Raw genomic sequence first — 17,447 nt, 5'->3', positions numbered from 1 at the left:
CTTACTTGGCCTTGCCCTGGTTGGCCACGGCTGCCTGCGCGGCGGCGATGGCGGCCGGGTCGCCCAGGTAGTAGGACTTGATCGGCTTCAGGTCGGCATCCAGCTCGTACACCAGGGGCTGGCCGTTCGGGATGTTCAGGCCGACGATTTCCTCGTCGCTGATACCGTCCAGCATCTTGATCAGGGCGCGCAGGCTGTTGCCGTGGGCCGAGATCAGGATTTGCTTGCCGGACTTGATGGCCGGCGCAATCTCATCGTTCCAGGCCGGCATCACACGCGCCACGGTGTCTTTCAGGCACTCGGTCAGCGGGATGGCGTCCTTCGGCAGGCCGGCGTAGCGCGGGTCGTTGAAGGAGGCGCGGTCGTCGCCGGCTTCCAGCGCCGGCGGCGGGATATCGTAGCTGCGGCGCCATACCAGCACTTGCGCATCGCCGAACTTGGCGGCGGTTTCGCCCTTGTCCAGGCCTTGCAGGGCGCCGTAATGGCGCTCGTTCAGGCGCCAGTCGTGCTTGATCGGCACGTACATTTCATCCATCTCGTCCAGCGTCAGCCACAGGGTGCGGATGGCGCGCTTGAGGACGGAGGTGTAGCACAGGTCAAAGGAGAAGCCGGCGTCTTTCAGGATTTTGCCAGCGGATTTAGCTTCGTTGACACCTTTTTCAGTCAAGTCCACGTCGGTCCAGCCGGTGAAGCGATTTTCCAGGTTCCAGGTGGACTCGCCATGACGCATGAAAACGATCTTGTACATAGAGCAATATCTAAAGAGTGAGGAATTGGTAAATGCGTGGCGAAAATCGCCGCCGAAGCCACGAACAAGCATCTATTTTATAATGCTGGCATTCAATTCAACCATTCCAATAACTGGATTACCGTGAAATTCTTCCTCGACAATATTTTTCTGATCGCCATCGTCCTGTTGTCCGGCGGCGCCCTGCTCTTTCCAGCCCTGATGCAACGCGGTAAAAAGGCCTCGCCCACCGAGGTCACCCTGCTCATCAACCGTGGCAAAGCCGGAGTGCTCGATGTGCGCGCCAAGGACAAGGCGGAAAGCCGTATCATCGATTCCAAGCACATTCCGCTGGCCGAACTGGGCAACCGCATGGGTGAACTGGACAAGTTCAAGAACAAGACCCTGGTGGTGGTGTGCGATAAAGGGATCAGCGCCTTCAGCGCCGCCCGCATGCTGGAAAAGTCCGGTTTCTCCGACGTTGTCGTGATGGAAGGTGGCATTAACGCCTGGAAGGCACAAAATCTGCCATTGACTAAGTAAGGAGCGGCCATGACTGCCAACGTAACCATGTACAGCACCCTGGTGTGCCCGTATTGCGTGCGCGCCGAACGCCTGCTGGAGAGCAAGGGCGTGACCGCGATCAACAAGATCCGCGTCGACCTCGATCCGGCGCAGCGCCAGCTGATGATGGAAAAGACTGGCCGCCGCACCGTGCCGCAAATTTATATTGGCGACACCCATGTCGGCGGTTTCGACGATTTATATGCTTTGGACCAGGCCGGCGGACTGGACCCCTTGTTAAAAGGTTAAACGTCCCCAAATACAACGAACAGGTCGGCAAAACGTTTGGAAATAAATCATTTTTGCTACAATTGCCGTCGCGTTTGACTTGGGCTGTCCCTGGACAAGCATTAACTATATAACTGATACGAAAGCGTTCCATGTCTGAAGAAAACCTGCAACCCGTGTTCCAAATCCAACGCGTCTACCTGAAAGACATGTCCCTGGAACAGCCGAATTCCCCAGCGATCTTCCTGGAGCAAGAAGCCCCGTCGATCGAAGTGGCACTGGATGTTGGCGCCGAACCGCTGTCGGAAGGCATCTTCGAGTCCACCGTGACCGTGACCGTGACCGCCAAGGTCAACGACAAAGTCGCTTTCCTGGTTGAAGGCAAGCAAGCCGGTATCTTCGAAGCCCGCAACATCCCAGCCGAACAGCTGGACCCACTGCTGGGCATCGGCTGCCCGAACATTGTGTACCCGTACCTGCGTTCGAACATCGCCGACATGATCACCCGTGCCGGCTTCCCGCCGATCCACCTGGCCGAGATCAACTTCGAAGTGTTCTACCAGCAGCGCCTGGCCGCCATCGCCGCCCAGCAGCAAGCCGCTGACGGCGCCGCGACCCCGGTCGAAGGCACCGCAACCGTGCAGTAATCGTTCTGCGATACTATTGGGGGGCACGGCCCCTCAAAAATGCAAAGGCCCCCGTGGGCCTTTGCGCATTTTTAAGAGTCTTTTCCATGAATTTAAGCCGCATTGTCGCCATTGCCTTGCCGCTGCTGGCCTGCGCCAGCGCCCAGGCGCTCGACTTCCGGTCGGTGGGGGCCCATCCTGCCGTGCTGTACGGCGCGCCGTCCACCCGCGCCGCCAAGCAGTACATCGTGCCGTCGGGCGCGCCGCTGGAAATCGTGCTGACCTACGGCGAATGGGTCAAGGTGCGCGATGTGGCCGGCGACCTGGCCTGGACTGAGGCCAAGGGCCTGAGCAAGCAGCGCAATGTGATCGTGCGCGGCGCCAACACCAAAGTGCGCGGCAGCGCCGAGGACAGCGCGCCTGTCGTCTTCACCGCCGACAAGGGCGTGCTGCTGGAGCTGGCGGAACCGGCCAGCAACGGCTGGACCAAGGTGCGCCACCGCGACGGCCTGGTGGGCTACGTGCGCAGCTCGGAAATCTGGGGCAATTAATGAACAATCGCAAAATCAGCGTGCTGGGCGCGGGCGCCTGGGGCACGGCGGTGGCCATCGCCGTCGCCGCCCGCCACGACGTGCTGCTGTGGGGCCGCAATGGCGCCGCCATGGCCGACATGGCGGCGGCGCGCGACAACACCCACTACCTGAAGGGCTATCCTTTCCCGCCGGCGCTGCAGGTGACGGCCGATTTCGACGCCGCCGTGGCCCACGTGGGCCAGGACGGCCTGCTGATCGCCGCCTGCCCGGTGGCCGGCCTGCGCCCGCTGCTGCAGGCGCTGAAAGGCAAGGCCATCCCGAACATCGTCTGGCTGTGCAAGGGCTTTGAATACGACACCGGCATGCTGCCGCACCAGATCGCGCGCGAAGTGCTGGGCGACGGCGTGCCGGCCGGCGCCCTGTCCGGCCCCTCCTTCGCGCAGGAAGTGGCGAAAGGCCTGCCGTGCGCCCTGACCATCGCCTCCACCGACGCCGCCCTGTGCGGGCTGGTGGTGGGCATCGTGCATGGCGGCACCATGCGCGTCTACTGCAGCGAAGACATCGTCGGCGTGGAAGTGGGCGGCGCGGTGAAGAATGTGCTGGCCATCGCCACCGGCGTGGCGGACGGCATGGGCCTGGGCCTGAACGCGCGCGCCGCGCTGATCACGCGCGGCCTGGCCGAGATTACCCGCCTCGGCACTGCGCTGGGCGGCAAGATCGAAACTTTCATGGGCCTGACCGGCATGGGCGACCTGATCCTGACCTGTACCGGCGACCTGTCGCGCAACCGGCGCGTCGGCCTCGGCCTGGCGCAAGGCAAGTCGCTGGACACGGTGGTCAAGGAACTGTGCCATGTGGCCGAAGGCGTGCCCTGCGCCAAAGCGGTACGCGAGCTGGCGCGCCGCCTGGGCGTGGAAATGCCGATCACCAACGCCGTCGCCAGCGTGCTGTTCGACGGCCTGCAACCGGCCGAGCTGGTGCAAGGCCTGCTGGCGCGCGACCCGCGCTACGAAAGCTTTAATCCGACAGCAAAATAGTCAGCAGCAACAGGGAGTCGGCGTTCGCCCGCAGGCCATGCGGCGCGCCGCCTTCCAGATAGAGCAACTCGCCCGTCCGCAGGATGGTGGTGCGCCCATGGGCATCGAACGCCACCTCCCCCACCAGGCACTGCAAGGTGATCTGCCCGCGCACGGCATGCGCCGGCAGCGCCCGCCCCGCCGGCACCGTCATCCGGATCAGCTCCAGGTGTTCCGTCTTCGCCAGCGCGATCGAAGAAAACTGCGACAGTCCCTCCCCCGCCGCCAGCCCAACCCGCACCGCCTGTCCCGAAATTGCATGTGGTAGCGCCATAATGCCTCCGCAGGGGTCAGGAATTTTGACCCCGAATTTTTTACTTGCGGCCAATAACGCGATACATCCCCGCGCCAAGGGCCGCCCCCACAATCGGCGCCACCCAGAACAACCAAAGCTGCGCCACCGCCCAGTCCCCAACATACAACGCCACGCCGGTGCTGCGCGCCGGATTGACCGACGTATTCGTGACCGGAATCGAAATCAGGTGAATCAAGGTCAGGCACAAGCCAATCGCAATCGGCGCGAACCCGGCCGGCGCGCGCGCATCGGTCGCGCCCAGGATCACCACCAGGAACAAGGCCGTCAGCACCACCTCGGTCACCAGCGCCGCTACCAGGCTATAGCCGCCCGGCGAATGCTCGGCATAGCCGTTGGATGCGAAACCGCCCGCCACATCAAAACCGGCCTTGCCGCTGGCGATCAGGTACAGCACGCCGCCCGCCGCAATCGCGCCCAGCACCTGCGCCACGATATAGCCCGGCAGGTCCTTGGCCGGGAAGCGCCCGCCCAGCCACAGCCCCACCGACACCGCCGGATTCAGGTGGCAACCCGAGATATGGCCAATCGCGTAGGCCATGGTCAGCACCGTCAGGCCGAACGCCAGCGACACCCCGTGCAGCCCGATGCCCACGCCGGGAAACGCCGCCGCCAGCACCGCGCTGCCGCAACCGCCCAGCACCAGCCAGAACGTCCCGATAAACTCCGCACCCAGTTTTTGCATTCTTGTCCTCCACAGACAGTTGGTAATTGTGCAAACAGACTAACGATAAATAGCGGAATTGACAACAGAGCATCGTGTTGCGCTGCGGAACACACGGGCCGGGCGGCGTGCTACATTCATGAACTTTCACCCTGATAGGAATGCCATGCCGACTTCGACTGCCGTGCGCGCCGCGCTCGCCGCTGCCTTTTCCCTCGCCTGCGGCGCCGCCGCCGCCGCCCCGACCCTGATCCAGGCCGGCACCCTGCTCGACAAACCAGGCCAGGCGCCGCGCGGCAATTCCACCCTGGTGGTGGAAAATGGCAAGATCCAGGCCGTGCTGGACGGCTTTGTGGGCGCCGAGCGCTATCCGGGCGCCAGCGTGATCGACCTGCGCCGCCAGTTCGTGCTGCCAGGCCTGATCGACAGCCATGTGCACCTGGTGTCCGACCGCGCCGGCACCGAAGGCGCGCTGGCCAATGTCACCACCAATGCCGCCGCCTGGGCCTACGAGGCGGAACAGAACGCCGGCAAGACCCTGAACGCCGGCTTCACCACCGTGCGCAACCTGGGCGACAGCCGCGACGGCATTACCCTGGCGCTGCGCGACGCCATCAACAAGGGCTGGGTCAAGGGCCCGCGCATCATCGATGCCGGCACCTCGATTTCCGCCACTTCCGGCCATATGGACGGCCGCCTGGGCTACGCCGACTGGGTGCAGGAAGGCATCCATACCGACAATGTGTGCGACGGCGTGGAAGAGTGCCGCAAGGCGGTGCGCCTGCAAGTGGGCCGCGGCGTGGACGTGATCAAGATCGCCACCACGGGCGGCGTGAACAGCAAGATCGGCGCCGGCGTCGGCAAGCAGATGTTCGACGACGAAGCCAAGGCCCTGATCGAGACCGCCCACCTGTACGGCAAGAAAGTGGCGGTGCACGCGCACGGCAAGGATGGCGTCGACCTGGCGCTGGCCATGGGCGCCGATTCGATCGAGCACGGCACCCTGCTGGACGAGCAGAGCGTGAAGCTGTTCCTGAAATCCGGCGCCTACTACGTGTCCACCATGTCCACCGTGAACGGCTACAAGGAGCGCCTGGCCGCCAACCCGAACGCTTACGAGCCGAACGTGCTGGAGAAGATCAAATGGCGCATCGGCATCACCGGCAAGTCGTTCAAGCTGGCGCATAAGAGCGGCGTGAAGATCGCCTTTGGCACCGATGCCGGCGTCTCCAAGCACGGCCGCAATGCCGACGAGTTCGAGTACATGGTGGAATTCGGCATGACCCCGGCGGAAGCAATCAAGGCCGCCACCGTGAATGCCGCCGACCTGCTGGGCGTGTCCGCCGTGGCCGGCACCCTGGAGGCGGGCAAGGCGGCCGACATCATCGCTGTCAATGGCGACCCGCTCAAGGATGTCAAAGTGCTCAAGCAGGTGCCGTTCGTCATGGCGGCCGGCAAAATCTTCAAGCAGTAAGCCCCTTGGCGCCGGCGCGGCGCCATTTTTCGCAAAAAATCGCTTGCTTTACCGAAGTGAATTGCCATAAAGTAAATGCATGAGCAAGAATTCCTTCGAAGGCATGAACTGCCCCATCGCCCAGACCCTGGAACAGGTCGGCGAATGGTGGACTTTTGTCATCCTGCGCAACGCCTTTTGCGGCATGAGCCGCTTCCAGGAATTCCAGCAGCACCTGGGCATCAGCACCAGTGTCCTGGCGCAGCGCCTGGGCAAGCTGGTGGACAACGGCATCCTGCTGCGCCAGGCCGCGGCCGACGACGCGCGCATCGTGCATTACCGCCTGACGGCCAAGGGCCGCGCGCTTGCGCCGGTGCTGGCGGCGCTGACGCTGTGGGGCGAAGCATGGGCGCCCAATCCGCAGGGCGCGCGCCTGTCGCTGGTGGAGAAGAAAACCGGCCTGCCGGTGGCCGGCGTCGCCATCCTGGCGGCCGATGGGCGCGCGCTGCCGCCGGAACAGATCGCGACGCTGGCCGGCCCCGGCGCCGATGACAAGACGCACGCATTGCTGCGCATAAAAGAGGAGACCGCATGAGCACTGAAAAAGCCTGGCTGCATTCCTACCCGGATGGCATTCCCGCCACCATCGACCCCGATCTATACCCCTCGCTGCCGGCGCTGCTGGAGGAATCATTCGCCCGCTACGCAGGGCAAAACGCTTACGCTTGCATGGGCAGTACCATGCGCTACCGGGAGTGGGAACAGCACTCGCGCCATCTGGCCGCCTGGCTGCAGCAGCGCGGCCTGGCCAGCGGCGCGCGCGTCGCGGTGATGCTGCCGAACGTGCTGCAATACCCGGTCGCCGTGGCGGCCGTGCTGCGCGCCGGCTATACGGTGGTCAACGTCAACCCGCTTTACACCGCACGCGAGCTGGAACACCAGCTGATCGATTCCGGCGCGGAGGCGATCTTCATCCTGGAGAACTTCGCCACCACCCTGGAAAAGGTGCTGCCGCGCACGCATATCAAACACATCGTGGTGGCCAGCATGGGCGACCTGCTGGGTTTCGGCAAAGGCGCGCTGGTCAACTTTGCGGTGCGTAGGGTGAAGAAACTGGTGCCACGGTTTGCGCTGCCGGGCGCGCTGCCATTTCGCGCCGCCCTGCGCGCCGGCAGCGGCCAGGCGTTGCAAAGCGTGAAGCTGGGCCACGATGACATCGCCTTCCTGCAGTACACCGGCGGCACCACCGGCCTCTCGAAAGGCGCCATGCTGACGCATCGCAACGTCATCGCCAATATGCTGCAGAACGACGCCTGGGCCGCGCCGGCGCTGGCCGATATCCGCGCGCAGGGGCAAGTGGTGACGGTGTGCGCGCTGCCGCTGTACCACATCCTCGCGCTGAACGCCTGCATGCTGATGGGCGCGCGCTGGGGCGCGCTGAACCTGTTGGTGCCCAACCCGCGCGACATGGCGGGCTTCGTCAAAGAGCTGGCGCGCTACCGGGTTCACTTCTTCCCAGGCGTGAATACCCTGTTCAATGCCCTGCTCAACCAACCGGGCCTGGAGCGGGTCGATTTTTCCGGCCTGCGCATCACGCTTGGCGGCGGCATGGCGGTGCAGCAGGTGGTCAGCGAGCGCTGGCTGCAGGCGACCGGCAGCCCGATCCTGGAGGGCTACGGCCTGTCCGAAACCGCGCCCACCGCCACCCTGTGCCGCACCGACCAGCGGGGCTTCAGCGGCACCATTGGCTTGCCGGTGCCTTCCACCGACGTGGCAATCCTCGACGATGATGGCAATCCGCTGCCATTCGGCCAGCCGGGCGAGATCGCCATCCGCGGCCCGCAGGTCATGGCCGGCTACTGGCGCAGGCCGAGTGAAACGGCGGCCGTGATGACGGCGTCCGGCTACTTCAAGTCGGGCGATATCGGCATCATGGATGAACGCGGCTATGTGCGCATTGTCGACCGCAAGAAGGACATGATCCTGGTGTCCGGCTTCAACGTCTACCCGACCGAGGTGGAGTGCGTGGTGGCCGCCCACCCCATGGTGCTCGAATGCGCCTGCATTGGCGTGCCGGATGCCGGCTCGGGCGAGGCGGTCAAGCTGTTCGTCGTGCGCAAGGACGCGGCCCTCACCCGCGAACAGTTGATGGACTATTGCAGGCAGCAGCTGACCGCCTACAAAAAGCCCAAGCACATCGAGTTCCGCGACACCCTACCCAAGTCGAACGTCGGCAAGATCCTGCGCCGCGAGCTGCGCGAGGAAAAAGCCGCCGCCTGACACGCGCCGCCTTTGCGCGGCGCCAAAGTCCAGCCAGGCGCCCAGGCTTAGACTGGGGCATGGCCACTGGCAGCGATATCGATTTCAAACAACTGTTCGCTTTCCCGGAGATGGCGTGCGAACTGCTGCGCTGCGCCCTGCAGTCCCCCCGGCCTGGCGACATGGAACGCGTCAACGCCAGGTACATTAACGGCGAGCGCAAGCAGCGCCATGACGATATCGTCTGGTGCATCCATCGCAGCACGCGACCGAGTATCTACATGTTGGTAGAGTTCCAGGCCCGGCCCGAGAGATTCATGGCGCTGCGTATGATCTCCTACGCCTGCTGCTGCCGGTCGTGCTGTATAGCGGCCGCTCGCCGTGGACCGCCGCGACCGAGCTCACGCCGCTTCGTCCGCAATCGGATCCCTACTTGGAAGCGCTCCAACCGGAACTAAAATACGAAATGGTGGATCGACACAATGCGTCACCGCTGATGCGTGCCATATTGGAAATCGAGCAGGCAGATGAGCGAACTTTCCAGATTGTGCCCCAGCTTGCCACGCTTGCGATCTGGGCACGCCGCTAGCAAAACCCTGACCTGTCGCGCACCATTGCGAGCTGGGTCAAGCGCCAGCTCGGCACCACATTTGATATGCAGGGACTTCCACCCGAATGCAGTCTGGAGGAAATTTATATGATGTTCGAACACAAGTTCAGGGACTTCGAGCACTTACTCGAATTCCAGGCAGTGGAAAGAGGCCTTGCTAAAGGTCTCAAGCAAGGTCTCGAACAAGGTCGCGAACAAGGCCTCGCACAGGGCCGGGCCGACGCCAAGCTCGCGGAAAGGCGCCGCATCGTGCAGCTATTAATCGCGCACCATAGCGGACCAGTTCCCAGCAATGTCGCAGAACGCATTGAACAGGCCTCTTCCGAGCAACTGGCCCAGTGGATCGAAATCATGATTAGCGGCGCGTTGCCGCATGAGCTGGGGGACCACTAGGCGGCGCACATCTATAATGGCCGGGCGAACCGACACAGGAGATACCGCATGATTTTCGTTTGGGGCAAGAAGCCGGTCTACACCCATGCCGGCTACGTGGCCGACTTCTGCCCCGTGTGCCACGCCACGCGCGCTTTTGCCGTGCAGCGCATCGGTATGGCCTGGCACCTGTACTACGTCACCGTCTCGAAGGGCGAACTGGCGGGCTACCAGCGCACCTGCTGCGATTGCGGCACGGTGTTGCCGCTGGAGGTGGCGCACTACCGCCAGCTCAGCGCTGAACAGCTGCCGCTGGCCCAGCTCGAACAGACCACCAATCCCCACCTGTCGATCCGCCATGCCGATGCGCTGGCCGCCGCCGCACGCATGCGCGAAGCGCCGCTGCTGATGGACGAGGGCGAGCGCCGGCGCCAGCTCGATGCCGCCTTGCGCCTGCAGGCCGATGCGCTCGACGAGTACGAGTCGGCCACCCGCCTCGACCGCGAGGTGTGGTGGGCCATCGGCGGCGCCTTCGCCTTTTGCGTGGTGGTGCTGATGGCGCTGCGCCAGCAGGCGCCGGAAAACATGGATACCGGCTTTATCATCGCCTTCTTCCTCAGCCTGGGGGCGGTGGCATGGCAACTGAGCCAGATGGGCGAGCGCTTCCTGCAGCGCGAACTGCTGCCCAAGCTGGCGCGTGCGCTGGCACCGCTGCAACCGCGCCCGGTGGAGATTGACGAGGCGCTGGAACGGCTGCGCGGCCAGGGCCGCAAGCTGGCGCAACGGATCGACAGCGCACGGATCACACAGTTCTTGCGTTAACTTTCGAGTCGTCGTAGTTTACCTTTCGATTTACCCGATAATTGAAAGGAGACACATGATGAAACGAAGGATTTCACTAGCCATTCTTGCGTTTTCGCTAGCCACCGCCCAAGCTGCCGGCTTCGATACCCTGCTGAAAAAAACCACCCCGGCGGCCGGCGGCGTCGTGGTGGCCCTGGCGGGCAACGCCTTTGTCACCAGCGCCGGCCCCGGCGCCACGGAAACCATCAACAGCAACGGCCTGGCCAACTGGACCAGCACCGGCACGGTTACCAGCCTGTGGTTCCGCATGGCCGCGCCAGGCAGCGCCACGCTCGCGCTCGACGCGCGCCTGTCCGGCAGCAATAGCAGCAGGATCCGCGTCACCGCCAACGGCACGCCATTCGAGTTCAACCTGACCAAGGGCAATACCAAGACCTACGCCATCGGCACCATCAACGTGGCTGCCGCCGGCTATGTGCGTGTGGACCTGCAGGGCATCAGCAAATCCGGCGCCTACTTCGGCGACGTTTCCGAGCTGCGTGTCAGTACAGCTGCGCCGCTGAACTATGCCAACGATGCCGCCAACTACTACTGGTCGCGCCGCGGCCCATCGGTCCATATGGGCTATACCGTGCCCGCCAACACCGAGTACTTCTACAACGAGATGACGGTGCCGGCAGGGGAGGACAAGATCGGCTCCTACTTCATGTCGAACGGCTTTAACGGCGGCTACTTCGGCATCCAGGTCAACTCGCCGACCGAGCGCCGCGTGCTGTTCTCGATCTGGGACGCCGACAACGGCGCCAAGACCACCCTGGTGCGCAAAGGTCCGAACGTCGTGGACAATGGCTTCGGCGGCGAAGGCACGGGCGGCCAATCCTACCTGCTGTACAACTGGGTCGCCGGCAACACCTACCGCTTCATCACGCGCGCCGCTCCGGACGGCGCCGGCGCCACCGACTTCTCGGCCTGGTTCTTTGCGCCGGAGACCAATGCCTGGCGCTTCATCGCCACCTGGAAGCGCCCCGCCACCACGACCTACCACGCGGGGGTCTACTCCTTCCTGGAGAACTTCCTCGACACCAAGGGCTACCTGGAACGGCGCGTCTTGCTCAACAACCAGTGGGCGCGCAGCACCAGCGGCGCCTGGACCGAGCTGGTGACGGCGCGCTTCACGGGGGACGCCACCGCCAACAACGCCCAACGCCTGGATTACGCGGGCGGCCTGCAGGACGGCCAGTTCTACCTGCGCAACGGCGGCTTCTTCAGCCCGAACGTCGCCACCGGCCAATACTTCACGCGCCCAGCCACCGGCCAGGCGCCAACAGTGGACGTCGGCACCCTGCCGTAGGACATTTTTGTATGCCAATGTATCTGGCCGCGCGCCAGATACATTCCGCGCCATCACGGCCCACCCGGCCGACACAAGCGATACACACTGCCCCCGTAATCTGGTCACACCTTAACCAAGGAGACCAAGATTATGAAAACCACTTACGCAAGTATCGCAGCCACCCTGGCTATCGCCTTGTGCGCAACGGCCAGCGCGGCTGAACCGAAAAAGGAAATGGAGAAGTGCTATGGCGTGGCAAAAGCCGGCCAGAACGACTGCTCCGCCGGCCCCGGCAGCTCGTGCGCTGGCACCTCCAAAGTCGATTTCCAGGGCGACGCCTGGACGCTGGTCGAAAAAGGCACCTGCACCAGCATCAAGACCCCTAAAGGCTACGGCTCGCTGAAGCCGGTGAAGCAATGAAGTGCGCCCTCGCAGCAGCCGTTGCGCTGGCCCTCACCGCAGGCGCTCAGGCGGGCGCGCCGGCCACGGCGCCGGAACCAGCTCCAGCGGCAAAGAACATCGTCATCGTGCCCGGCGCCTTCCTCGACGCATCGAGCTGGCGCGTGGTGCACGACACGCTGCGCCTGAAAGGCTTCAACGTCACGGTGGCCCAGTTGCCGCATACCTCGCTGGACGACGACATTGCCATTGCCCGCAAAGCGATCTTCCAGCAGTTCGGCAAGGTGGTGGTGGTGGGCAGCGGCATCGGCGGCGCCGTGATGTCGAATGTCGCCACCGGCGACAAGGTCAAGGCCCTGGTCTATGTGGCTGCGCTGATGCCCGAAGTGGGCGAGAACCCGCAGCAACTGCTGGCCTCCATGCCCGCCGCCGGCGAAGGCGCGCGGCCGGACCGCGCCGGCTTCCTGTTCTACGACCGCGCGGCATTCCAAGCCGACCTGGCAGCCGACCTGACGCCGAACCGCGTCAACTTCATGGCGGCCGCGCAGGTCCCGGTCAGCAATGTGCTGATGGGGACGCCGAGCTGGTTCGCCACGTGGCGCCAGAAGCCGAGCTACGCCATCGTCGCCACGCAGGACCGGCTGGTAAGCCCGGAGCTGCAACGCTGGATGTACCAGCGTGCCGGCGCCAAGGTCACCGAAATCGCAGCAAGCCATGCAGTGCAAGTCTCGCAGCCGGAAGCGGTTGCGAAAGTCATCGAAGACGCTGCGCTCAGCGTCAACTAAACCAAGGAGAAATGCCATGACCATCACCACCAAGTCCCGCGCCAGCCTGGCCGGCGCCGCCGCCCTGATCGCCCTCGCTTCCGCCGCTTTGTCCGCGCCCGCCTTCGCCGCAGAAAAAGCGAAGGAAGAGCCGGGCCGCTGCTACGGCATCAACAGCTGCAAGGGCACCAGCCTGTGCGCCACCGCCAAGAACGACTGCAAAGGCCTCAACGAATGCAAGGGCCACGGCGTCGTGGTGAAGACGCCCAGCGAATGCAAGGCGCTGGGCGGCACCCTGACCGAGAAGAAGTAAACCGTTGACGGAGGCACACCATGCAAGCACCTAGCTTTGGCCTCGGCCTGCGCCGCGAGCACTACCGCGATTTCCTGGAAGGCGAGGTCGATGTCGATTTCGTCGAAGTGATCTCGGAGAACTTCATGGTCGCTGGCGGCCAGCCGCGCGATATCCTGCGCCGCGTGCGCGAGCGCTATCCGGTGGCGCTGCATGGTGTGTCGATGTCGCTCGGCTCCGCCGACGGCCTGCGCGCCGATTACCTGGAACGCCTGCGCGCCCTGGTCGACGAGGTGGAACCGCTGTTCGTCTCCGACCACCTGAGCTGGTCGCGCATCGGCCGCTTCAACTCGCATGACCTGCTGCCCCTGCCCTACACGCGGGAGGCGCTGGACGCCATCTGCGACAACATCGACCAGGCGCAGGAGGCGCTGGGCCGCAGCATGCTGGTCGAGAACCCCTCGAGCTACCTGGCCTATGCCGAATCGACCATGCGCGAATGGGAGTTCATCGCCGCCATGGCGAAGCGCACCGGCTGCGGCCTGCTGCTGGATGTGAACAACGTCTTCGTCAGCGCCAGCAACCACGGTTTCGACCCGCTCGACTTCCTGCGCGGCATACCGATGGAGCGCGTACGGCAAATCCACCTGGCCGGCCACAGCCAGGGCAACGGCCTGCTGGTCGATACCCACGACAGCGCCGTCAACGACGCCGTCTGGTCGCTCTACGCGCACACCATCGAGCGCTGCAGCGGCGTCGCCACCATGATCGAACGCGATGGCGACATCCCGCCGCTGACCGACCTGTTGGATGAATTGAACATCGCGCGCCGCCTGGCTGCGCACAGGGAGGCAGCATGAACCTGGCCGATCTCCAGCAAGGGTTTCACGCCATGCTCACGCGCGATGCTGCCGCAAACGCGCCGGGCCACGCCGTCTACCTGAACAACTACCGCGCCCAGCTGCTTGCTTGCCTGGAACAGAGCTACCCGCTGCTGCGCGCCTTCATCGGCGAACAAGCCTTCCTGCATGCGGCGGCGGCGCACATCCGCGCGCACCCGCCCCACGCCTGGACGCTGGACGCCTACGCCGACGATTTCTGCGCCACGCTGCAAGCGCTATTCCCCGACAACCCCGACCTGCACGAACTGGCCTGGATCGAGCACGCGCTGGGCCAGGCCTTCGTCGGCCCCGACGCCGCCCCCGTCACGGCAGCAGCGCTGGCCGGCACCGACTGGGACCGCGCACGCCTGCAAGCGACGCCCACCATGCACCTGCGTACCGCCAGCAGCAACGCCGCCGACCTCTGGCTCGCCCTCAGCGCCGCAGCGCCCGGGCCGATGCCGGAAAGCGCAATGCTGCCGGCACCCGGCGGCCTGCTCGTCTGGCGGCAAGGCTTCGTCACGCGCCTGCGCGCGCTCGACGCAATCGAGTACGCCGCGCTGCGCCACCTGCAACACGATGGCAGCTTTGGCGGCCTGTGCCTCCTGCTGGTCGACCGCCTGGGCGAAGAGCAAGGCATCGCCGCCGCAGGCGCCATGCTGGCCGACTGGCTCGGCAGCGAACTGATTACCGGAGTCTTCCATGAATGATAAACGCCGCCTCTTCCTGCTTGCAGCCCTCAGCGGCATCGCCGGCAGCGCGAGCCTCGCCTTCGCGCCCGCCCTCGCCGGCGCAGTGCTGCCGCTGGGCAGCGCCGCCGACGCCCTGCGCGCCGTCGCCGCCGCCGGCACCGCCCCGGGCTACCACGCCACCGGCCCTGAAGAGGGCCGCCCCATCGTAATCGCCCTCGCCCACAACCAGCACCTCGCGCAGCATGCCGCAAGCGCCACCCTGCTTGCCGCGCAAGGCTTCCACGTCCTGCTGCCGCAATTGCGCGAGGCAGCCGCGCGGGAACTCGGCCACGACCTGCTCAGCTTCCTCGACCGCCTGCATCTACCCGAAGCCGTTTTCGTCGGCACCGGCGGCGCCGCCGCCGCAGTCAACGCCGCATTGGCTTTGCGCCCCACGCGCGTGCTTGGCCGCGTGCTGGACGAGCACGCCACACCGCAGCAAATCGCCGACGCCGCCGCCCAATTGGTGCGCCAAGCCAAATGGCGCACCTGACCATTCCAAAGGAGACCACCATGAACACACGTTTCGCCCCCGCCCCGGCCGAAGCCGGCAATGCCGCCGGGACCGGCCTCGCCGCCCTGCCCGCAATCGCAGCACGCCTGCTGCCGGCATCGCTGCAACTGCTGGCCGCGCGCGCCGCCGTCGCCGCCATCTTCTTCCTCTCCGGCCGCACCAAGGTCGAAGGCTGGTTCACGCTCAAGGACTCCACGATCGAGCTATTCCGCTACGAGTACATGCTGCCCCTGATCCCGCCCGAAGCCGCCGCCCAGCTCGCGACGCTGGCCGAACACGCCCTGCCCTTGCTGCTGCTGGTCGGCCTGTTCACGCGCAGCGCCGCCCTCGGCCTGCTCGGCATGACCGCCGTCATCCAGCTTTTCGTCTACCCCCAAGCCTGGCCGACCCACCTGGGATGGGCAGCCCTGCTGCTGCCCATCATCGCCCAGGGCGGCGGGCCCATCGCACTCGACCGGCTGCTCGCCGGACGTCGCCGCTGAAATAAAAAAGGCCCACCAAGGTGGGCCTTCCGCTCAACCTTGCCCCGCTTAATAGCAGGGAAAGCGCAGCACTTCAACACGGGCCAGTGCTACGAGAACTGATTTTTTTATTTCGTTTCCCCTTGTTATAGCTGTAATCAGCACTCGTAGCTATTCACCAGCACCCGGGTGCCGTTCTGGTCACCCCAGGTATACCAGCGCGCGCTGCAGGTGAACTCCGCGCCGCCGATTACATTGCCGGCCGCATCGACCACATCGTACTCATGGCCGAACGCTGGACGCGCATAGGAATAGGAAGCCCCTGCGGCCATCGCCGCGACTGCCAATACTGCGAAAACTGCCTTCTTCATTCTCGTTCCCACCTTTCTGAGGTTGTACTTCGTCTGGAGAAAAAGCCGCTTTTGGTCGGCGAGCAATTTTAAGGAAGGTGAGCTTGCTGAATCAACAAATAGAAAATCGTGAAAGTCACTCAGGAAATGAAAAAGCCCAGCCGGCAAGGGCTGGGCTTTCGTGATGCTGGTGCCGGCTGCAGGACTCGAACCCGCCACCTGATGATTACAAATCAACTGCTCTACCTGATGAGCTAAGCCGGCTGTAAAACTTTCGCCGCGATTATACGCTATTTAATGCGGGTCAGTGTAGGACGGCCACCTTTCTTTGGCGGCTCGCCGCCATCGTCCGGATCGTTGTCGTCCACGCTGCGCGGGGCGGACGCGGTCGGCACCGAGGCCAGGGTCGGCGCCGGGGCCGCGGTTTCTTCCACCTCGGTCGGCGCGCGCGGGGCGGGCGCCTGGTCCAGCAGTGGCTCGAAGGCCATGCCCTGGCCGTTCTCGTTGGCGTAAATCGCCATCACATTATTGACCGGGACGTAGATTTCGCGCGACACGCCGCCGAAGCGGGCGTGGAAATGGATCGCGTCGTTATCCATCTTCAGGCCGGAGGTGGCGCCGAAGCTGATATTGAGGACGATCTCGCCTTTCTTGACGTATTCCATCGGCACCTGGGTCGCGCCGTCGACTTTGACGGCCAGGTAGGGGGTATAGCCGCAATCGGTGCACCATTCGTAAATGGCGCGCAGCATGTAGGGCTTGGTGGAGATTTCTGCCATGTTCACAACTATAAGTTGCGGCGCGCCGGGAAGGCGCGCCGCAGGGGCCGCCTTAGCGGCGCATTACTTTCTCGGACGGAGTCAGCGCTTCGATATAGGCCGGGCGCGAGAAGATGCGCTCGGCGTACTTCATCAATGGCGCGGCGGTCTTCGACAGCTCGATGCCGTAGTGGTCCAGGCGCCACAGCAGCGGGGCCACGGCCACGTCCAGCATGGAGAACTCGTCGCCCAGCATGTACTTGTTCTTCAGGAACAGCGGCGCCAGGGTGGTCAGGCGGTCGCGGATTTCCGCGCGGGCCTTGTCATGGCTCTTGTCGTTCGCCTTGTTGCGCTCGCTTTCCAGCGTGTGCACGTGCACGAACAGCTCTTTCTCGAAGTTGAACAGCATGAGGCGGGCACGGGCGCGCATCAGCGGATCGGCCGGCATCAGCTGCGGATGCGGGAAGCGCTCATCGATGTACTCATTGATGATGTTCGATTCGTACAGGATCAATTCGCGCTCGACCAGGATCGGGACCTGGCCGTACGGGTTCATGGTCGAAATATCTTCCGGCTTGTTGAACAGGTCAACATCGCGCACTTCAAAGTCCATGCCTTTTTCGAACAGGACCAGGCGGCAGCGCTGGGAGAATGGGCAAGTGGTGCCCGAATAGAGAACCATCATTTTTTGCAGTTCCTTAGAAACAAAGGGGGCGAAGCCGCGAACGGTTCACC

At 64.3% G+C, this 17,447-nt stretch carries 25 protein-coding genes and 1 tRNA gene; 19 read left to right on the top strand and 7 right to left on the bottom strand.

Annotated elements, in window-relative coordinates:
* Position 1: 1 nt before the first annotated feature.
* Positions 2-748 (bottom strand): 2,3-diphosphoglycerate-dependent phosphoglycerate mutase, encoded by a 747-nt coding sequence (gene gpmA, locus GTP41_RS18750; protein ID WP_161027105.1) that lies wholly within the window; start codon positions 746-748, stop codon positions 2-4.
* Positions 749-784: 36 nt separating this feature from the next.
* Here gpmA and GTP41_RS18745 point away from each other — a divergent pair, with 36 nt between their 5' ends.
* From GTP41_RS18745 to GTP41_RS18725, 5 genes are all read left to right on the top strand, one after another.
* A complete protein-coding gene (locus GTP41_RS18745) occupies positions 785-1,270 on the top strand; it encodes a rhodanese-like domain-containing protein (RefSeq protein WP_371867376.1) in 486 nt (161 codons plus the stop codon).
* A 9-nt stretch (positions 1,271-1,279) separates the two neighbouring features.
* Positions 1,280-1,540: a glutaredoxin 3 gene (gene grxC, locus GTP41_RS18740; protein WP_057265991.1), complete on the top strand. Its 261-nt coding sequence runs from the start codon at positions 1,280-1,282 to the stop codon at positions 1,538-1,540.
* A gap of 131 nt (positions 1,541-1,671) precedes the next feature.
* A complete protein-coding gene (secB, locus tag GTP41_RS18735; protein ID WP_161027104.1) occupies positions 1,672-2,166 on the top strand; it encodes a protein-export chaperone SecB in 495 nt (164 codons plus the stop codon).
* A gap of 86 nt (positions 2,167-2,252) precedes the next feature.
* Positions 2,253-2,696, top strand: a complete 444-nt coding sequence (locus tag GTP41_RS18730; RefSeq protein ID WP_161027103.1) for an SH3 domain-containing protein — start codon at positions 2,253-2,255, stop codon at positions 2,694-2,696.
* A complete protein-coding gene (locus GTP41_RS18725; protein WP_161027102.1) occupies positions 2,696-3,715 on the top strand; it encodes an NAD(P)H-dependent glycerol-3-phosphate dehydrogenase in 1,020 nt (339 codons plus the stop codon). Before GTP41_RS18730 ends, GTP41_RS18725 begins: the two co-directional genes overlap by 1 nt.
* Here the strand turns inward: GTP41_RS18725 and GTP41_RS18720 are convergent.
* Entirely contained in the window at positions 3,696-4,028 is a 333-nt protein-coding gene (locus tag GTP41_RS18720; RefSeq protein ID WP_161027101.1) for a cupin domain-containing protein, read from the bottom strand. The two genes, GTP41_RS18725 and GTP41_RS18720, sit on opposite strands and share 20 nt — an antisense overlap.
* 40 nt (positions 4,029-4,068) lie before the next feature.
* Positions 4,069-4,752 (bottom strand): aquaporin Z, encoded by a 684-nt coding sequence (gene aqpZ / locus GTP41_RS18715; RefSeq protein WP_161027100.1) that lies wholly within the window; start codon positions 4,750-4,752, stop codon positions 4,069-4,071.
* 145 nt (positions 4,753-4,897) lie between these two features.
* Between aqpZ and GTP41_RS18710 the strand changes: the two genes are divergently transcribed.
* From GTP41_RS18710 to GTP41_RS18645, 14 genes are all read left to right on the top strand, one after another.
* Positions 4,898-6,205 (top strand): metal-dependent hydrolase family protein, encoded by a 1,308-nt coding sequence (locus GTP41_RS18710; RefSeq protein ID WP_161027099.1) that lies wholly within the window; start codon positions 4,898-4,900, stop codon positions 6,203-6,205.
* Positions 6,206-6,284: 79 nt separating this feature from the next.
* Positions 6,285-6,779 carry a winged helix-turn-helix transcriptional regulator gene (locus tag GTP41_RS18705; RefSeq protein ID WP_161027098.1) on the top strand — a complete coding sequence of 165 codons (495 nt, stop codon included), beginning with the start codon at positions 6,285-6,287 and terminating at the stop codon, positions 6,777-6,779.
* Complete coding sequence (locus GTP41_RS18700; RefSeq protein WP_161027097.1) at positions 6,776-8,464, top strand: long-chain-fatty-acid--CoA ligase; 1,689 nt, start codon at positions 6,776-6,778, stop codon at positions 8,462-8,464. Before GTP41_RS18705 ends, GTP41_RS18700 begins: the two co-directional genes overlap by 4 nt.
* Before the next feature lie 59 nt (positions 8,465-8,523).
* Entirely contained in the window at positions 8,524-8,901 is a 378-nt protein-coding gene (locus GTP41_RS28005) for an Rpn family recombination-promoting nuclease/putative transposase (protein ID WP_161027096.1), read from the top strand.
* 239 nt (positions 8,902-9,140) lie between these two features.
* On the top strand, positions 9,141-9,446 hold the full coding sequence (locus GTP41_RS18690) for a hypothetical protein (protein WP_161027095.1): 306 nt from the start codon (positions 9,141-9,143) through the stop codon (positions 9,444-9,446).
* Between the two features lie 48 nt (positions 9,447-9,494).
* Positions 9,495-10,247, top strand: a complete 753-nt coding sequence (locus GTP41_RS18685) for a hypothetical protein (RefSeq protein WP_161027094.1) — start codon at positions 9,495-9,497, stop codon at positions 10,245-10,247.
* Between the two features lie 55 nt (positions 10,248-10,302).
* On the top strand, positions 10,303-11,580 hold the full coding sequence (locus tag GTP41_RS18680; RefSeq protein ID WP_161027093.1) for a DUF3472 domain-containing protein: 1,278 nt from the start codon (positions 10,303-10,305) through the stop codon (positions 11,578-11,580).
* A gap of 132 nt (positions 11,581-11,712) precedes the next feature.
* Positions 11,713-11,982: a BufA1 family periplasmic bufferin-type metallophore gene (locus GTP41_RS18675; protein ID WP_161027092.1), complete on the top strand. Its 270-nt coding sequence runs from the start codon at positions 11,713-11,715 to the stop codon at positions 11,980-11,982.
* The gene (locus GTP41_RS18670; RefSeq protein WP_161027091.1) at positions 11,979-12,746 is read left to right on the top strand and encodes an alpha/beta fold hydrolase; all 768 of its coding nucleotides are present in this window, start codon (positions 11,979-11,981) and stop codon (positions 12,744-12,746) included. Before GTP41_RS18675 ends, GTP41_RS18670 begins: the two co-directional genes overlap by 4 nt.
* A 16-nt stretch (positions 12,747-12,762) precedes the next feature.
* Entirely contained in the window at positions 12,763-13,038 is a 276-nt protein-coding gene (bufA2, locus tag GTP41_RS18665; protein WP_161027090.1) for a BufA2 family periplasmic bufferin-type metallophore, read from the top strand.
* Positions 13,039-13,058: 20 nt separating this feature from the next.
* Positions 13,059-13,877, top strand: coding sequence for an MNIO family bufferin maturase (bufB, locus tag GTP41_RS18660; RefSeq protein ID WP_161027089.1), 819 nt, complete (start codon positions 13,059-13,061; stop codon positions 13,875-13,877).
* Positions 13,874-14,608, top strand: a complete 735-nt coding sequence (locus GTP41_RS18655) for an HvfC/BufC family peptide modification chaperone (protein WP_161027088.1) — start codon at positions 13,874-13,876, stop codon at positions 14,606-14,608. Before bufB ends, GTP41_RS18655 begins: the two co-directional genes overlap by 4 nt.
* Positions 14,601-15,122: a hypothetical protein gene (locus GTP41_RS18650; RefSeq protein WP_161027087.1), complete on the top strand. Its 522-nt coding sequence runs from the start codon at positions 14,601-14,603 to the stop codon at positions 15,120-15,122. The genes GTP41_RS18655 and GTP41_RS18650 overlap by 8 nt, the downstream gene beginning before the upstream one ends.
* 20 nt (positions 15,123-15,142) lie before the next feature.
* Complete coding sequence (locus tag GTP41_RS18645; protein ID WP_161027086.1) at positions 15,143-15,625, top strand: DoxX family protein; 483 nt, start codon at positions 15,143-15,145, stop codon at positions 15,623-15,625.
* A 137-nt stretch (positions 15,626-15,762) separates the two neighbouring features.
* Here the strand turns inward: GTP41_RS18645 and GTP41_RS18640 are convergent, their stop codons facing one another.
* From GTP41_RS18640 to GTP41_RS18625, 4 genes are all read right to left on the bottom strand, one after another.
* On the bottom strand, positions 15,763-15,975 hold the full coding sequence (locus GTP41_RS18640; protein WP_161027085.1) for a hypothetical protein: 213 nt from the start codon (positions 15,973-15,975) through the stop codon (positions 15,763-15,765).
* A 167-nt stretch (positions 15,976-16,142) separates the two neighbouring features.
* Positions 16,143-16,218, bottom strand: a tRNA-Thr gene (locus tag GTP41_RS18635).
* Between the two features lie 26 nt (positions 16,219-16,244).
* Positions 16,245-16,733 carry a ClpXP protease specificity-enhancing factor gene (locus GTP41_RS18630; protein WP_161027084.1) on the bottom strand — a complete coding sequence of 163 codons (489 nt, stop codon included), beginning with the start codon at positions 16,731-16,733 and terminating at the stop codon, positions 16,245-16,247.
* Positions 16,734-16,785: 52 nt separating this feature from the next.
* On the bottom strand, positions 16,786-17,397 hold the full coding sequence (locus tag GTP41_RS18625) for a glutathione S-transferase N-terminal domain-containing protein (RefSeq protein WP_130316072.1): 612 nt from the start codon (positions 17,395-17,397) through the stop codon (positions 16,786-16,788).
* Positions 17,398-17,447 lie beyond the last annotated feature (50 nt).

The sequence above is a fragment of the Pseudoduganella guangdongensis genome (assembly GCF_009857475.1).
Lineage (GTDB): Bacteria > Pseudomonadota > Gammaproteobacteria > Burkholderiales > Burkholderiaceae_D > Rugamonas > Rugamonas guangdongensis.
Note: the sequence above shows the minus strand (reverse complement) of the source record. Positions and strands in the feature narration are given on the sequence as shown.

Bases quoted from the DNA above. Each gene is read 5' to 3' on its own strand.
- grxC (WP_057265991.1), top strand. From the start codon at position 1,280: ATGACTGCCAACGTAACCATGTACAGCACCCTGGTGTGCCCGTATTGC.
- GTP41_RS18685 (WP_161027094.1), top strand. From the start codon at position 9,495: ATGATTTTCGTTTGGGGCAAGAAGCCGGTCTACACCCATGCCGGCTAC.
- GTP41_RS18645 (WP_161027086.1), top strand. From the start codon at position 15,143: ATGAACACACGTTTCGCCCCCGCCCCGGCCGAAGCCGGCAATGCCGCC.
- gpmA (WP_161027105.1), bottom strand. From the start codon at position 748: ATGTACAAGATCGTTTTCATGCGTCATGGCGAGTCCACCTGGAACCTG.
- aqpZ (WP_161027100.1), bottom strand. From the start codon at position 4,752: ATGCAAAAACTGGGTGCGGAGTTTATCGGGACGTTCTGGCTGGTGCTG.
- GTP41_RS18725 (WP_161027102.1), top strand. From the start codon at position 2,696: ATGAACAATCGCAAAATCAGCGTGCTGGGCGCGGGCGCCTGGGGCACG.
- GTP41_RS18655 (WP_161027088.1), top strand. From the start codon at position 13,874: ATGAACCTGGCCGATCTCCAGCAAGGGTTTCACGCCATGCTCACGCGC.
- GTP41_RS18675 (WP_161027092.1), top strand. From the start codon at position 11,713: ATGAAAACCACTTACGCAAGTATCGCAGCCACCCTGGCTATCGCCTTG.
- GTP41_RS18700 (WP_161027097.1), top strand. From the start codon at position 6,776: ATGAGCACTGAAAAAGCCTGGCTGCATTCCTACCCGGATGGCATTCCC.
- GTP41_RS18650 (WP_161027087.1), top strand. From the start codon at position 14,601: ATGAATGATAAACGCCGCCTCTTCCTGCTTGCAGCCCTCAGCGGCATC.
- GTP41_RS18710 (WP_161027099.1), top strand. From the start codon at position 4,898: ATGCCGACTTCGACTGCCGTGCGCGCCGCGCTCGCCGCTGCCTTTTCC.
- GTP41_RS18680 (WP_161027093.1), top strand. From the start codon at position 10,303: ATGATGAAACGAAGGATTTCACTAGCCATTCTTGCGTTTTCGCTAGCC.
- GTP41_RS18720 (WP_161027101.1), bottom strand. From the start codon at position 4,028: ATGGCGCTACCACATGCAATTTCGGGACAGGCGGTGCGGGTTGGGCTG.
- bufB (WP_161027089.1), top strand. From the start codon at position 13,059: ATGCAAGCACCTAGCTTTGGCCTCGGCCTGCGCCGCGAGCACTACCGC.
- GTP41_RS18670 (WP_161027091.1), top strand. From the start codon at position 11,979: ATGAAGTGCGCCCTCGCAGCAGCCGTTGCGCTGGCCCTCACCGCAGGC.
- GTP41_RS28005 (WP_161027096.1), top strand. From the start codon at position 8,524: ATGGCCACTGGCAGCGATATCGATTTCAAACAACTGTTCGCTTTCCCG.
- secB (WP_161027104.1), top strand. From the start codon at position 1,672: ATGTCTGAAGAAAACCTGCAACCCGTGTTCCAAATCCAACGCGTCTAC.
- GTP41_RS18705 (WP_161027098.1), top strand. From the start codon at position 6,285: ATGAGCAAGAATTCCTTCGAAGGCATGAACTGCCCCATCGCCCAGACC.
- GTP41_RS18730 (WP_161027103.1), top strand. From the start codon at position 2,253: ATGAATTTAAGCCGCATTGTCGCCATTGCCTTGCCGCTGCTGGCCTGC.
- GTP41_RS18690 (WP_161027095.1), top strand. From the start codon at position 9,141: ATGATGTTCGAACACAAGTTCAGGGACTTCGAGCACTTACTCGAATTC.
- GTP41_RS18625 (WP_130316072.1), bottom strand. From the start codon at position 17,397: ATGATGGTTCTCTATTCGGGCACCACTTGCCCATTCTCCCAGCGCTGC.
- GTP41_RS18630 (WP_161027084.1), bottom strand. From the start codon at position 16,733: ATGGCAGAAATCTCCACCAAGCCCTACATGCTGCGCGCCATTTACGAA.
- GTP41_RS18640 (WP_161027085.1), bottom strand. From the start codon at position 15,975: ATGAAGAAGGCAGTTTTCGCAGTATTGGCAGTCGCGGCGATGGCCGCA.
- bufA2 (WP_161027090.1), top strand. From the start codon at position 12,763: ATGACCATCACCACCAAGTCCCGCGCCAGCCTGGCCGGCGCCGCCGCC.